The 12,608-nt window shown below is 68.5% G+C and carries 14 protein-coding genes; 9 read left to right on the top strand and 5 right to left on the bottom strand.

Going from position 1 to position 12,608, the window contains the following annotated elements:
- The first annotated feature begins 133 nt into the window (after positions 1–133).
- Entirely contained in the window at positions 134–346 is a 213-nt protein-coding gene (locus ACYYG1_RS12955) for a heavy-metal-associated domain-containing protein (RefSeq protein WP_461210743.1), read from the top strand.
- A gap of 89 nt (positions 347–435) precedes the next feature.
- Here the strand turns inward: ACYYG1_RS12955 and ACYYG1_RS12950 are convergent, their stop codons facing one another.
- The 5 genes from ACYYG1_RS12950 to upp all read right to left on the bottom strand — a co-directional run bounded on the left by ACYYG1_RS12950 (position 436) and on the right by upp (position 6,162).
- Positions 436–861, bottom strand: a complete 426-nt coding sequence (locus ACYYG1_RS12950) for a hypothetical protein (RefSeq protein WP_461210742.1) — start codon at positions 859–861, stop codon at positions 436–438.
- Positions 862–980: 119 nt separating this feature from the next.
- Positions 981–2,810, bottom strand: coding sequence for a bifunctional homocysteine S-methyltransferase/methylenetetrahydrofolate reductase (locus ACYYG1_RS12945; RefSeq protein ID WP_461210741.1), 1,830 nt, complete (start codon positions 2,808–2,810; stop codon positions 981–983).
- A 131-nt stretch (positions 2,811–2,941) separates the two neighbouring features.
- On the bottom strand, positions 2,942–3,928 hold the full coding sequence (locus tag ACYYG1_RS12940) for an NAD-dependent epimerase/dehydratase family protein (RefSeq protein ID WP_461210740.1): 987 nt from the start codon (positions 3,926–3,928) through the stop codon (positions 2,942–2,944).
- A gap of 204 nt (positions 3,929–4,132) precedes the next feature.
- Positions 4,133–5,470 carry a uracil-xanthine permease family protein gene (locus tag ACYYG1_RS12935; protein WP_461210739.1) on the bottom strand — a complete coding sequence of 446 codons (1,338 nt, stop codon included), beginning with the start codon at positions 5,468–5,470 and terminating at the stop codon, positions 4,133–4,135.
- A gap of 65 nt (positions 5,471–5,535) precedes the next feature.
- Positions 5,536–6,162 carry a uracil phosphoribosyltransferase gene (gene upp, locus ACYYG1_RS12930; RefSeq protein ID WP_461210738.1) on the bottom strand — a complete coding sequence of 209 codons (627 nt, stop codon included), beginning with the start codon at positions 6,160–6,162 and terminating at the stop codon, positions 5,536–5,538.
- A 205-nt stretch (positions 6,163–6,367) separates the two neighbouring features.
- On the opposite strand from upp, the gene ACYYG1_RS12925 reads away from it, so the two are divergent.
- From ACYYG1_RS12925 to ACYYG1_RS12890, 8 genes are all read left to right on the top strand, one after another.
- Entirely contained in the window at positions 6,368–6,772 is a 405-nt protein-coding gene (locus tag ACYYG1_RS12925) for a hypothetical protein (RefSeq protein ID WP_461210737.1), read from the top strand.
- 13 nt (positions 6,773–6,785) lie between these two features.
- Entirely contained in the window at positions 6,786–7,106 is a 321-nt protein-coding gene (gene cutA, locus ACYYG1_RS12920; RefSeq protein WP_461210736.1) for a divalent-cation tolerance protein CutA, read from the top strand.
- 69 nt (positions 7,107–7,175) lie between these two features.
- Positions 7,176–8,117, top strand: a complete 942-nt coding sequence (locus tag ACYYG1_RS12915) for a carbohydrate kinase family protein (RefSeq protein WP_461210735.1) — start codon at positions 7,176–7,178, stop codon at positions 8,115–8,117.
- 93 nt (positions 8,118–8,210) lie between these two features.
- Complete coding sequence (locus tag ACYYG1_RS12910) at positions 8,211–9,302, top strand: phosphotransferase family protein (RefSeq protein WP_461210734.1); 1,092 nt, start codon at positions 8,211–8,213, stop codon at positions 9,300–9,302.
- Between the two features lie 3 nt (positions 9,303–9,305).
- Positions 9,306–9,887 carry an adenylyl-sulfate kinase gene (locus tag ACYYG1_RS12905; RefSeq protein ID WP_461210733.1) on the top strand — a complete coding sequence of 194 codons (582 nt, stop codon included), beginning with the start codon at positions 9,306–9,308 and terminating at the stop codon, positions 9,885–9,887.
- 103 nt (positions 9,888–9,990) lie between these two features.
- On the top strand, positions 9,991–11,364 hold the full coding sequence (gene miaB / locus ACYYG1_RS12900) for a tRNA (N6-isopentenyl adenosine(37)-C2)-methylthiotransferase MiaB (RefSeq protein WP_461210732.1): 1,374 nt from the start codon (positions 9,991–9,993) through the stop codon (positions 11,362–11,364).
- Between the two features lie 2 nt (positions 11,365–11,366).
- Positions 11,367–11,858, top strand: a complete 492-nt coding sequence (locus ACYYG1_RS12895) for a bifunctional nuclease family protein (RefSeq protein WP_461210782.1) — start codon at positions 11,367–11,369, stop codon at positions 11,856–11,858.
- A 25-nt stretch (positions 11,859–11,883) separates the two neighbouring features.
- The gene (locus ACYYG1_RS12890) at positions 11,884–12,540 is read left to right on the top strand and encodes a histidinol phosphate phosphatase domain-containing protein (RefSeq protein ID WP_461210731.1); all 657 of its coding nucleotides are present in this window, start codon (positions 11,884–11,886) and stop codon (positions 12,538–12,540) included.
- Positions 12,541–12,608 lie beyond the last annotated feature (68 nt).

Here is a 12,608-nt window from a genome sequence, read left to right as displayed (position 1 = left end):
AGGCTGAGAATCCCTATTTGGCGGGCCGCTCCCGGAGACGGGAGCGGCCCGTTGTTTTGTTCGGGGCTTGCCAGCGGGGGGATGCGGTCTTAGTTTTTGTGCTGTACCCCCACTGGAACACAAGGAGACAGCCATGAAGAAACTGCAAGTAAACGGCATGTCCTGCGGCCATTGCACCGCTTCCGTGACCGAGGCCCTGTCCAAGGTCCCGGGCGTGTCCGGCGTTGACGTCAGTCTGGAGGACAAGGCCGCCACCTTCGAGGCCGCGCCTTCCGTGAACGAGGACCAGGTCAAGGCCGCCATCACGGCCATCGGCTTCGAGGTCGGTGACTTGACCGAGGAATAGCGGGGCGCCGATTCCGGCGTCTTCCGGCACCTTATGGAACAAGACGGCCCCCTTTTTCGGAAGGGGGCCGTTTTCGTGTCTGGGAGGGGTCAGCCCGCCACGAGGGGGGTGTTGAAGTCGCGGCTCACTTCCAGGTAGGCCCGGGCCAGGCCGGGCAGGGCCTCGACCTCTTCCGAATCGAAGGTCGGGGCGTGGTGGTCGAATTCCGCGATGGCCTTGCGGAATTCCGGCGAGAGCATGCGCAGGATGCACAGGGCCACCATGGCCTCGCTGGATTCCAGGCCGGGCCGCGCGTCCAGGATCGCGCACGCGGCGAGAAAGGCCTGCATCCGCTTCTTGCCCGACGCGAACCGGCCCACGCCGGGCATGTCCCGCTGCGCGGCCGCAGCCGCGGGCAGGGCCGCGTCGAAATTGTCGTGGATGTCCAACTCCAGGTCCGCGGTCAGCTTTCCGTGCTCGTAGAGCCAGTCGATGAGCGCATCCTTGGTGATGGTCTCGGCCGTAACGTGGGTCATGGCGGTCCTCGCTGCCTATGTACACCAAAGCCCCACTCCGGGCAATTTGTCCACAGAAAAAGAAAAGCGGCGTCCCCCAAGGCGGGAGCGCCGCATGTCCTTGAAAGAGCGAAGATTGTTCAGCTGCGGCGCAGCCCCGCCGCGTCCAGGCGAGCGAGTATCTCCAGGGCCACCTTGTAGCGGTTGAAGGGCGGGATCAGGTACACGCCCGCGAACTTGTCCCAGGCGTATTCGATGAGCTCCCAGGCCACCTCCACGCCCACTTCCTGGCCCCGGTCCCCGGCCTCGCGCATGCGCGCGCGGATGTCGTCGGGGATGCTGATGCCCGGGAATTCGTTGTGCAGGTATTCGGCGTTGCGCGAACTGGCCAGGGGCATGACCCCCAGGAACACGGGCGCGCCCACGGGCGCGGTCAGCTCCAGCACCTGGACGGCCTTTTCAATGGTGTAGACCGGCTGCGTCAGGAAGTACGCGGCCCCGCGTTTGGCCTTCTCGCGCATGCGCGAGACCTGCAGGGCGGGGTTTTTGGTGTTGGGGTTGAAGGCCGCGCCCACCGCGAAGTTGGGGCGCAGGCGCATGGATTCGCCGTGCTGGTTGCGGCCGCTGTTGAAGCGCGTGAACAGTTCGATGAGCTCGTAGGAGCGCAGGTCGAACACGCCCTTGACCACCTCGTCCGTGCCTGCGGTGGGCGGGTCGCCGGTCACGGCCAGCACGTTCTGCAGGCCCTGGGCCGCCAGGCCCATGATGGTGGCCTGCATGCCCACCAGGTTGCGGTCGCGGCCCGTCATGTGCACCAGCACCTCGGCCCCGGTCTGGCGGCGGATCATGCCCGCCAGCACGGTGTTGGACAGGCGCGGCGAGCCCAGCGGGTTCTCGGCCACGGTCACCGCGTCCACCCCGGCCCGCGCCAGGGCCGAGGCCGCCTCCATGAACGGCGCCGCGTCCAGGTGCCGGGGCGGGTCCAGCTCCACGAGGAGCATCTTCCGCCCGCGCGCCAGCTTGGCCGCCAGGCCGCTCTGGGGCAGCTCCGGGACCTCGTCCCCGTGCTCCACGGGCGCTGCCTTGGGAACGGCGGTGAGCCCCGCGCCCCGGGCCTCGCGCAGGAGCTCCGCCAGGGCCGCCACGTGCGCCGGGCCGGTGCCGCAGCACCCGCCCACCAGCCGCGCGCCGGCCTGCACCAGCCGCATGCAGGCGCGGGCGAAATATTCGGGGGAGCCGCCGTAGAGCAGGCGGTCGTCCACCCGCTCCGGGTGCCCCGCGTTGGGGAACACGGACACGGGCCGTCCCGGATGCCCGGCGCGGCCGAGCACGTCCAGCGCGCCCTTGGGCCCCAGGCCGCAGTTGAAGCCCACCACGTCCGCCCCGGCCTCGGCCAGGGCTTTCAGGGCCCGCTCCGGTCCCGGGCCGCCCAGCGAGCCGCCCGGCCCGGCGAACACCAGCTGCGTGATCACGGGCAGGCTCACGACCCCGCGCACGGCGGCCAAGGCCGTGAGGAGCATGTCCAGGCGCGGGAAGGTCTCCAGGATGATGACGTCCACCCCGCCCCCGGCCAGGGCCCGGGCCTGCTCCGCGAACACCTCCCGCACCCGCTCCTCGGGCAGGGGCTCGTCCAGCCTGCCCAGGGGGCCCATGGAACCGGCCACCCAGGCCCTGTCCCCGGCGGCCTCGCGCGCCAGCTCCGCGCCGCGCGCGTTGATCTCCGCCGCCAGATGCCCCAGGCCGAAGGCCTCCAGCTTCACCGCGTTGGCCCCGAAGGTGTTGGTCTCAAGGACCTCCGCCCCGGCGGCCAGATACTCGGCGTGCACCTCGGCCACCAGCCCCGGGTTCGTGAGGTTCAGTTGGTCGAAACATCCGGTGGGGTCCGCGCCCTTGTCGAACAGGCGCGTGCCCATGGCCCCGTCGCCCAGGACCGGGCGGATGGACAGTTCGTGGATGAGGTTGTGCTTCATGATGTGGCTCTGTGTGCCGGGGGAAGTTAACCCGATGCGCGGCCTTTCCCTTGTTCGGGAGCGCTTCGCGCCCGAACAAGGGAAGAGGGATTCTCAAGGGGGTTACCCCCTTGAGCCGCCGGAGGCAAAAACTAGTCTACGTATTGGTCCAGGCAGTCCGCGTAGTAGGCGAAGGTCTTGGCCAAGCCGTCGTCCGTGGTGGTGGCGGGGGTCCAGCCCAGGGCGTCCTTGATCTTGGCGCCGTCGCCGTAGAAGTCGCCGATGTCGATCTTCTTCTTTTCCTCGGGCCAGGGCACCAGGCGGTAGGAGCCCTGCCCGGCGATGCGCACCATGCGCTCCACCAGGTCCTTGAGGGAGATGGGCTCGTCCCCGGCGAGGTTGTAGACCTGGCCCACGGCCTCGCCGCGCGCCCCGGCCAGGAGGATGGCGTCCACCACGTCGTCCACGTAGTTCATGTCCCGGCGCTGGGAGCCGTCGCCGAAGAGCTGGATCTGCTCGTCCCGCATGACCAGGCGCACGAACCAGCCCAGGAAGCCCTGGCGGTTGTGCTTGAGCAGCTGGCGCGGGCCGTAGGTGTTGGTCAGGCGGAGCACGGTGGCCGGGATGCCGTACACCTTGTGGTAGAGCAGGTGGTACCATTCCCCGGCGATGCAGTTGATGCCGTTGACGTCCACGGGGTCCAGGGGGTGCTTCTCGTCCACGGGCATGTATTGCGGGCGGCCGTAGATCTGGCGGGTGCTGGTCAAGACCACCCGCGCCTCGCGGTTGCAGTGGCGGCAGGTTTCCAGCACGCCGAGCTGGGCCTTGGCGTTGATCTCCAGGTCCGTGAACGGGTCGCGCATGGAATCGATGTGGCTGACCTGCCCGGCGAGGTTGAAGACCACCTCCTGGCCGCGCACGAGGTAGCGCATGGAGGCCTGGTCGCGCACGTCGGAGATGTTCAGGCGGATGTCGCCGGCGACGGGCGCGATGTTGTGCATGTTGCCGCCGTACTCGTCGATCATGGAGTCCACCACCGTGACGTCTGCCCCGGCTTGGACCAGGCGGATGGCCAGGTTGGAGCCGATGAACCCGCAGCCCCCGGTGACCAGGACCTTCTTGCCCTTGTAGAAATCCATGCGAACCTCGCTGTGTCCCGCCCGGGGCCGCGCGCGCGGCCCCGGGGCGGGGGAATCTGAGTATCAAAAAATCCTTTAACGCAGGCTGCTCAAAAATAGTGAGATGCAAGGCGCAAGGAAAATGCAAGACCGAAGCGTATCCCAATACGTGAGGGTTTGCATTTTTCGCAGCAACGCCGCAGATCGCTGTTTGTGGGCGGCCTGCTACGCTTGTTTATCCTTGGGCAGCACCAGATTCAAGACCACGCCCAGGATGGCGCCCAGGCCGATGCCCTTCAGGTCCGTTCCGCCCAGATTCAGCACCATGCCGCCCAGGCCCGAGACCAGGATGATGGCCACGATGGCGAGGTTGCGCGGCAGGAGCAGGTCGATCTGCGCGCGCACCAGGGTGGACAGGCCGATGACCGCGATGGCCCCGAACAGGAGCACCATGATCCCGCCCATGACCGGCACGGGGATGGTGTTGAGGAGCCCGCCCAGCTTGCCGCAGAAGGCCAGCACGATGGCCGTGATGGCCGCCCAGGTCATGATGCCCGGGTTGAAGGAGCGGGTCAGGGCCACGGCCCCGGAGACCTCGGAATAGGTGGTGTTGGGCGGGCCGCCCAGCAGCGCGGCCAGGGACGTGGCCAGGCCGTCGCCGAGCATGGTGTTCTGGATGCCGGGGTCCTTGACGTAGTCCTTGCCCGCGATGGAGCCGATGGCCAGGATGTCGCCGAAATGTTCGATGGCCGGGGCGATGGCGATGGGCAGCACGAAGATGACGGCGTCCAGGTCCCAGGTGGGCAGGGTGAAGTTGGGCATGGCCAGCCAGGCCCGCTCGGCCAGGGGCGCGAAGCTGACCAGCGTGCCGTCCATCCAGGGGGCGATGGCCATGCCGTTCACCGCGCCGTCCACGGCCCGGGCCACGAATTCCGCGTGCAGGGACGCGCTGATGCCCGTCGCGTCCATGATCAGCGAGGCCGCGTAGCCCGCGCCGATGCCGCAGAGGATGGGCACCAGCCGCAGCCAGCCCTTGCCCAGCAGCGAGACCAGGATGGTGGTGGCCAGGGAGATGCCCGCGATGATCAGCGCGGTGGTCTGCGGCTCCAGCCAGATGGACCCGTCGCCCGCGCGGCCCATGGCCATATGCACGGACGTGGGCGCCAGGATCAGGCCGATGAGCATGATCACCGGCCCGGTGACCACCGGCGGCAGGATGCGGTGCAGAAAGTCCGCGCCGAAGATGCGGATGAGGATGCTGAGGACCACGTACAGCCCGCCCGCGGCCATCAGGCCGCACATGATGCCCGGGTAGGTGAACTGGCCCTGCTGCGCCGCGAATAGGGGCGGCAGGAAGGCGAAGGATGAGGCCAGGAAAACGGGGACCTTGCCCTTGGTCAGGACCTGGAAGAGCAGGGTGCCCACGCCCGCCGTGAACAGGGCCACGTTGGAGTCCAGGCCCGTGAGTATGGGCACCAGCACCAGCGCCCCGAAGGCGACGAACAGCATCTGCGCGCCCAGCAGGCAGTCCTTGACTCGAAAGGAATAGTCGGTTGCGGCCATGGTCTCCTCCCCTTCTTCGGATGAAACGGTTCAAAAAAGGCGGGGCCATGCCCCGCCGCTCAATGCTATTTGGTGCCGAAGATCTTGTCTCCGGCATCGCCCAGCCCGGGCAGGATGTAGCCGACCTCGTTGAGGCATTCGTCCACCCCGGCCACGTAGACGTCCACGTCCGGGTGCTCGCGCTCCAGGCGCGCGAGGCCCTCGGGCGCGGCCACCAGGAACAGGCCCCGGATGTTCTTGCAGCCCGATTTCTTGAGCAGGGAGATGGTGGCCATGAGGGTGCCGCCCGTGGCCAGCATGGGGTCCAGGATCAGGGCCATGCGGCTGTCGATCTTGCGGGCCAGCTTGACGTAGTACTCCACGGGCTCCAGGGTCTCCTCGTTGCGGTAGAAGCCCACCACGCTGGTCTTGGCCCCGGGCACCATGTCCAGGACGCCGTCCAGCATGCCCAGGCCCGCGCGCAGGATGGGCACCACGGTCAGGGTCTTGCCCCGGATGTTGTCCACCTCCACGTCACCGGCCCAGCCCTTGATGGTGCGCTTTTCCGTGACCAGGTCCTTGGTGGCCTCGTAGGTCAGCAGCCTGGCTATTTCGTTGGAAAGCTGGCGAAAGTCCTTTGTGGAAAGTCCGTCCTGCCTGAGCAGGCCGAGCTTGTGCCTGACCAGGGGATGGTCTACAACGTGAACGGGCATGGCAACTCCTGATATAATTCGGGGGATTGTTGACGGTCCAAATCCCCATGCGGATACCTAAAACCGCGCCGCCCGGCAACCCCCGCTTGGGCTGCCCGGGCCCGGGAAACGGGCTGGCGGCGCGGGGTCATTGAAGAAAATGCGGGCGCTTTTTTTTGCGCCCGCGTGACGGCGGCCGGGGGGCCGCCGGGGAGGCGCAGGCTGCATGCAGGAGCGGTACGCCTGGGTGGGTATTCTGCTCGTGGCCCTCATCGCGGGGGTGACGCTGTATCTGGTGTTCACGGAGTCCGAGCGGCCCCGCGCGCTTCTGCCGCGCATGACCGTGGGCAAGGCGAACAACGCCGAGACGGAGGCCGAAAAGCTTTCCGCCGCCCGGGCGGAGGCGCGCGCCTCCGCCATCCTGGCCAAGCGCTGCGTGAGCTGCCACGGTCCGCTGGGCACGTGCCGGGCCCTGGGCAACAAGGGCAAGGACGCCTGGGACATGATCCTGACCCGCATGATGCTCGCGGGCTCGACCCTGACCACCGGGGAAAAGCTCTTTCTCCGCGACTGGCTCTGGACCCGGCCTCCGGGCTCCTCCCCGCCCTGCGTGAAGCGGAAAACTCCCTGACGGAGGCTTGAACATGCCCGCGTTGTTCGTCTATATCACTGCGGCGGACGAGGCCGAGGCCGCGTCCCTGGGCCGCATGCTCGTGACCCGCCGCCTGGCGTCCTGCGCGAACCTCCTGGGCCCCATCCGGTCCCTGTACTGGTGGGACGGGGCCGTGCAGGACGAGGCCGAGGCCGTCCTGGTGGCCAAGACCTGGGACGACCGCCTGGACGAGCTGGTGGCCGCCGTGCGCGAGGCCCATTCCTACGACGAGCCCTGCGTGGTCGCCCTGCCCGTGGCGGGCGGCAGCCCCACGTTCCTGGATTGGATCCGGGCCGAGACGCGGCCCCGCTGACATCGTATTTTCCCCTTGCCGCCCCACGGTCCGGACCCGGGGGCCGTCACCAATGGATGAGGAGATTCCATGCAGATCTACGTTTCCGGCTCCCTGGCCTTCGACCGCATCATGAGCTTCCCCGGCAGGTTTTCCGACCATATCCTTCCCGACAAGATCCATATCCTGAACGTGTCCTTCGTGGGCAACGGGCTCACCGAGCGCTTCGGCGGCACGGCGGGCAACATCGCCTACAGCTTGGCGCTGCTGGGCGAAAAGCCGCTGATCCTGTCCAGCGCGGGCAAGGATTTCGACCACTACGCCAAGCGCCTTTCGGACCTGGGCCTGTCCCTGGACGGCGTGCTGCGGGTGGACGGCGAGCTCACCGCCAACTGCCACATCACCACCGACAAGGCGGACAACCAGATCACCTGCTTCAACCCCGGGGCCATGAACTCGCCCTGCGGCTACTCTTTCAACGGCGTGGACCCCGCGAACGCCCTGGCCATCGTCTCCCCGGGCAACTTCTCGGACATGGTGGAGCTGCCCAAGCTCTACAAGGAGCGCGGCATCCCCTACATCTTCGATCCCGGCCAGAACGTCATCGCCCTGTCCGGCGAGGACCTGGCCCAGTGCATCGAGGGGGCCTACGCCCTGATCACCAACGACTACGAGTTGGAGATCGTGGTCCAGCGCACCGGCATTTCCGCCGAGGAAATTTGCAAGCACGCGGAAAATTGCATCACGACGCTGGGAGAAAAGGGTTCCGTGGTGTATGAAAAGGACGGGACCGTGACCGAGATCGCTCCGGCGAGCCTCGAAGCCGTGGTGGATCCCACGGGCGCGGGCGACGCCTACCGCGCCGGGCTGCTCAAGGGCCTGGCCATGGGGCTGCCCCTGTCCGCAGCCGCCAAGGTGGGCTCGGCCTGCGCCAAGTGGAGCGTGGAAAAACTCGGCACCCAGGAGCATTTCTTCAGCGAGGACGAGTTCTGGCGGGCGTACGAGGCGGACTTCGGCCCGCGCCCGGCCTGATCGCGATTTCGGCCTGACCCCGCGTCCGGCCAGAGCCTCTCCCCGCAGGGTTCTCATGATCCGCCGCACAGGCGGCGGGGGGAGGCGACGGCCATGGAAATGACGCGCAGGGCGGTGGAGGAATACCTGCGCCGGGCCCTGGGCGGCGACGTCCGCCTGACGGGCCTGGGGGATATCGGCTCCCTGGACGAGCAGGGCATCAAGGACTTCGGCTACGGCAAGCCGCTCCTGGTGCGCTACGAGCGGGACGGCGAGCCATGCGAGGCCGTGTTCTCGGCCATGCGCGGGGACCGCTACGGCCACCAGGACTGGTGGGACCGGGCGCGGGTCCTCTTCTTCCAATACGAAACCTCGGCGCGCCTGCCGCGCCATGTGCGGCCCCTGGGCCTGGGCTACCTGGACGCGGACGGGCGTATGGTGCCCGTGGCCGGGGCGCGCGAATTCTTCATCGTCAACGAGAAGCTCGAAGGCTCGGACTATTTCCTGGAACTGGAGCGCATCCGGGGCGGGGAATACCGCGAGGCGGACCTGGCCCTGGCCCGGGACTTCGCGCGCTGGCTGGCCGGGATTCATTCCACCCGGCACGACGAGCCCGACCGCTACGTGCGCCGCGTGCGCAACCTGGTGGGCGACTGCGAGTGCATCTTCGGCATCGTGGACGGCTACCCCCATCCCTACGCGGAGTTCCCGCCCGAACGCTTCCAGGCCCTGGAAAAGCGCCTCATCGACTGGCGCTGGAAGCTCAGGGGCTACGCCCACCGCCTGGCCGAGGTCCACGGGGACTTCCACCCCTGGAACGTGCTGGTGCGCCCGGCCCCGGACGGGGGCTTCGACTTCAGCGCGCTGGACCGCAGCCGGGGCGTGTGGGGCGAGCCCGCCGACGACGTGGCCACCATGAGCATGAACTACGCCCTGTTCGGCCTGCTGGACGGGGCCAAGCGCCTTGAGGGGCCGTTCATGGAGTTGTTCGCGGGGTTCTGGGAGGAATACCTGGCGGCCACCGGGGACGAGGAGATGGTGGAGGTCGTCGCCCCGTTCTACGTGTTCCGGGGGCTGGTGGTGGCCTCGCCCGAATGGTATCCCCGCCTGGACCCCGAGGTGCGGCGCGGGCTGTTCCGCTTCGTGGAGAACGTCCTGGAGCACCAGCGTTTCGACTACCGGAACTTCAACGGCTACATGAGGTAGGGCGTGGGCAGGGAGCAGGGATTCGCGGTCTGGGTGGTGGGGCTGCCCGGTTCGGGCAAGTCCAATCTGGCGCGCGGCCTGGTGCGCGAGCTGGGCGAAATGGGCGTTCCCGCCGAGCTGCTGCAGATGGACGCCCGGCGCAAGGCCTATTTCCCCGAGCCCACCTACAGCAGCCGGGAGCGCGAGGAGGCCTACCGCCTGTTCGCCGAAGAGGCCGCGGCCCTGGTCCGCCGGGGCGTGAACGTGGTCATGGACGGGGCCGCGTACAAGGCCGCCTTCCGGGACTACGCGCGTTCCCTGATCCCGCGCTTCGCGGAGATCCGCGTGGCCTGCGAACTCGCGACGGCCATGGCCCGCGAGGCCGGGCGGCCCGAGGGCCTGGTCATGGCCGGGCTGTACGAAAAGGCCCTGGAGCGCAAGCGCACGGGCCGCGAGTTCCCGGGCCTGGGCGAGGTCATCGGCGTGGACGTGGCCTTCGAGGCCGGGGAGCGCGAGGACTTCGTCATCGCCAACGACGACATCCCCAAGCAGGAGACCCTGCGCCGGACCATGGAATTCCTGCGCTCCTGGCTGGCCGGGCATTGACCTTCGGCCATCGCGCGCCTATCTCCACCTTTGCCGGGGCGCGGCCCCGGTCCCGCGGCCGCCGGGCGTTTTCCGGCCGCCTCCACCCAACCCCTTGGTATTCATGCAAGAGAAAACATTCCATTTGGCCACCTTCGGCTGCCAGATGAACGTGCAGGACTCGGACTGGCTGGCGCGCGCCCTGGCGGCGCACGGCTGGCGGCAGGCCCCGGAGGACGAGGCCCGGGTCTTCATCATCAATACATGCAGCGTGCGCGACAAGCCCGAGCAGAAGGTCTACAGCCTGGTGGGCCGCCTGAGCCGCCATTGCGCGCCCGGCTCCGGGCGCTTCGTGGCCGTGGGCGGCTGCGTGGCCCAGCAGGTGGGCAAGGGCTTTTTCGAGCGCTTCGACTGCGTGCGCCTGGTCTTCGGCACGGATCAGGTGACCCGCGTTCCCGAGGCCCTGGAGCGCCTGCTGGAGGACGGGGAGGACGCCCCGGGCCGCGCGGCCATGCTGGACTTCGTGGACCATTTCGCCCCCCGCGACCTGCACCTCTGCGAGGGCGCGCCCGTGTCGCATCTGCCCGGGCAGGCCTTCGTGAACATCATGCAGGGCTGCGACAACTTCTGCGCCTACTGCATCGTGCCCTACGTGCGCGGCCGCCAGAAGTCCCGGCCCACGGACGAGATCCTGGGCGAGATCCGGGCCCTGGCCCAGCGCGGGGTGCGCGAGCTCACGCTGCTGGGCCAGAACGTGAACAGCTTCGGCCTGGACGCGCGCGGCGACGGAACCAGCTTCGCCGAGCTGCTGCGGCTGGTGGCCGACGTGCCCGGGGTGCGGCGGCTGCGCTTCACCACCTCCCATCCCAAGGACCTAGCCCCGGACGTCATCCGGGCCTTCGCCGAGCTGCCGAACCTCTGCCCGTCCCTGCATTTGCCCATGCAGGCGGGTTCGGATAGTATATTGAAATCCATGGGCAGAGGATACGACATGGAGCGCTACATGGGGCTGGTGGAGGCCCTGCGCGAGGCCCGGCCGGGCATCGCCCTGACCACCGACCTCATCGTGGGCTTCCCCGGCGAGACCGGGGAGGATTTCCAGCTGACCATGGACGCCGTGGAGCGGGTGGGCTTCGAGTCCAGCTTCTCGTTCATCTATTCCGACCGGCCCGGCACGCGCTCCGTGCGCATGCGGCCCAAGGTGGACAGGGACGAGGCGGGCGAGAGGCTCGTGCTGCTCCAGGCGCTGCAGGAGCGGCTCACCGAGGCGGCCTACGCCCTGCGCGAGGGCCTGGAGGCCGAGGTGCTCCTGGAGTCCGAAAGCAAGCGCCAGGACGACGGGGACGAGGTGTCCTGGCGGGGCCGCGACGAGGCCGGACGGGTGGTCAACGTGCCCCTGCCCGGGGGCGGCGACCCGGCGGGCAAGCTGCTCCGGGTGCGCGTCACCGAGGCCAAGAAACACTCCCTCACGGGAGAGGCGGTGGGAGATCCATGGTAGAGATGGTGGAGATGAAGGTTTTCGGCCTGGCCCTGGACGAGACGTCCCAGGTGCCCGTTCTGGTGCTCAAGGACCTGGACGAGAATCTGTCCCTGCCCATTTGGATCGGAGCCATGGAGGCCATGGCCATCTCCCTGGTGCTCAACGAGGTCAGCCTGCCCAGGCCCATGACCCACGACCTGCTCCTGAGCTCCATCCGCGAGCTCGGGGCCACCGTGACCCGGGTGGAGGTGGTGCGCCTGGAGGGCGGCACCTACTACGCCGAGATCGAGACGGACCTGGACGGCGGCAAGCGCCGCATCGACGCCCGGCCCTCGGACGCCGTGGCCCTGGCCCTGCGGGCCCAGTGCCCCATTTTCGTGGCCAGGGACGTCCTGGACGAGGTGGGCGCCGAGGCCGCGGAGTCCAGCCCCGTGCTCAAGACCGAGGACGCCAGCCGCTGGAACGAACTCCTGGAACGCTTTTCCGAGGACGACAGCAAATACAAGATGTGAGGGGCGAACCCTCGCGGGGCACGCAATGATAGACCTGCACACGCACACCATATTCAGCGACGGGGAGCTGATCCCCGCCGAGCTGGCGCGCCGCGCCAAGGTCGCGGGCTACGAGGCCCTGGCCTTCACCGACCACGTGGACCACAGCAACCTGGCCACGGTGCTGGCCGGGGTGCGCGCGGTGGCCGATCGCTATTCGCCCTATGCGGGCATCGACCTCTACGCCGGGGCGGAGCTGACCCACGTTCCCCCCGGGCTGATCCCCGAGCTGGCGGCCAAGGCCCGCGAGCTGGGCGCGCAGATCGTGGTGGTCCACGGCGAGACCCTGGTGGAGCCCGTGGAACCCGGCACCAACCTGGCGGCCATCGAGGCCGGGGCGGACGTGCTGGCCCACCCGGGGCTGATCACCGAGCAGGAGGCCGCCCTGGCCGCCGAGCGGGGCGTGGCCCTGGAGATTTCCACGCGCAAGGGCCACAGCCTGTCCAACGGCCACGTGGCCGCCATGGCCCGGCGCACCGGCGCCAAGCTGGTCATCAACAACGACGCGCACCTGCCCGGCGATCTGGTGGGCCGCGAGCTCAGGCGCGCCGTCGCCCTGGGCGCGGGCTTGAGCCAGGAGGAATACCTCCAGGCCGAGGCCAATGCCCGGGAGATCGTGCAGCGGATCATGATCCGGTCCTAGCGCAGGCCGCCCCAAAACAGCGATCTGCGGCGTCGCTACGCTGCTGCGAAAAATGCAAAACCTCGCAT

This window comes from Desulfocurvus sp. DL1XJH-121 (assembly GCF_054819825.1).
The sequence above is the reverse complement of the archived record's forward strand: the minus strand, read 5'-3'. Positions and strand labels throughout refer to the sequence as shown.

Bases quoted from the DNA above. Each gene is read 5' to 3' on its own strand.
- ACYYG1_RS12950 (WP_461210742.1), bottom strand. From the start codon at position 861: ATGACCCACGTTACGGCCGAGACCATCACCAAGGATGCGCTCATCGAC.
- ACYYG1_RS12935 (WP_461210739.1), bottom strand. From the start codon at position 5,470: ATGGCCGCAACCGACTATTCCTTTCGAGTCAAGGACTGCCTGCTGGGC.
- miaB (WP_461210732.1), top strand. From the start codon at position 9,991: ATGCAAGAGAAAACATTCCATTTGGCCACCTTCGGCTGCCAGATGAAC.
- ACYYG1_RS12945 (WP_461210741.1), bottom strand. From the start codon at position 2,810: ATGAAGCACAACCTCATCCACGAACTGTCCATCCGCCCGGTCCTGGGC.
- upp (WP_461210738.1), bottom strand. From the start codon at position 6,162: ATGCCCGTTCACGTTGTAGACCATCCCCTGGTCAGGCACAAGCTCGGC.
- ACYYG1_RS12915 (WP_461210735.1), top strand. From the start codon at position 7,176: ATGCAGATCTACGTTTCCGGCTCCCTGGCCTTCGACCGCATCATGAGC.
- ACYYG1_RS12955 (WP_461210743.1), top strand. From the start codon at position 134: ATGAAGAAACTGCAAGTAAACGGCATGTCCTGCGGCCATTGCACCGCT.
- ACYYG1_RS12895 (WP_461210782.1), top strand. From the start codon at position 11,367: ATGGTGGAGATGAAGGTTTTCGGCCTGGCCCTGGACGAGACGTCCCAG.
- cutA (WP_461210736.1), top strand. From the start codon at position 6,786: ATGCCCGCGTTGTTCGTCTATATCACTGCGGCGGACGAGGCCGAGGCC.
- ACYYG1_RS12925 (WP_461210737.1), top strand. From the start codon at position 6,368: ATGCAGGAGCGGTACGCCTGGGTGGGTATTCTGCTCGTGGCCCTCATC.
- ACYYG1_RS12890 (WP_461210731.1), top strand. From the start codon at position 11,884: ATGATAGACCTGCACACGCACACCATATTCAGCGACGGGGAGCTGATC.
- ACYYG1_RS12910 (WP_461210734.1), top strand. From the start codon at position 8,211: ATGGAAATGACGCGCAGGGCGGTGGAGGAATACCTGCGCCGGGCCCTG.
- ACYYG1_RS12940 (WP_461210740.1), bottom strand. From the start codon at position 3,928: ATGGATTTCTACAAGGGCAAGAAGGTCCTGGTCACCGGGGGCTGCGGG.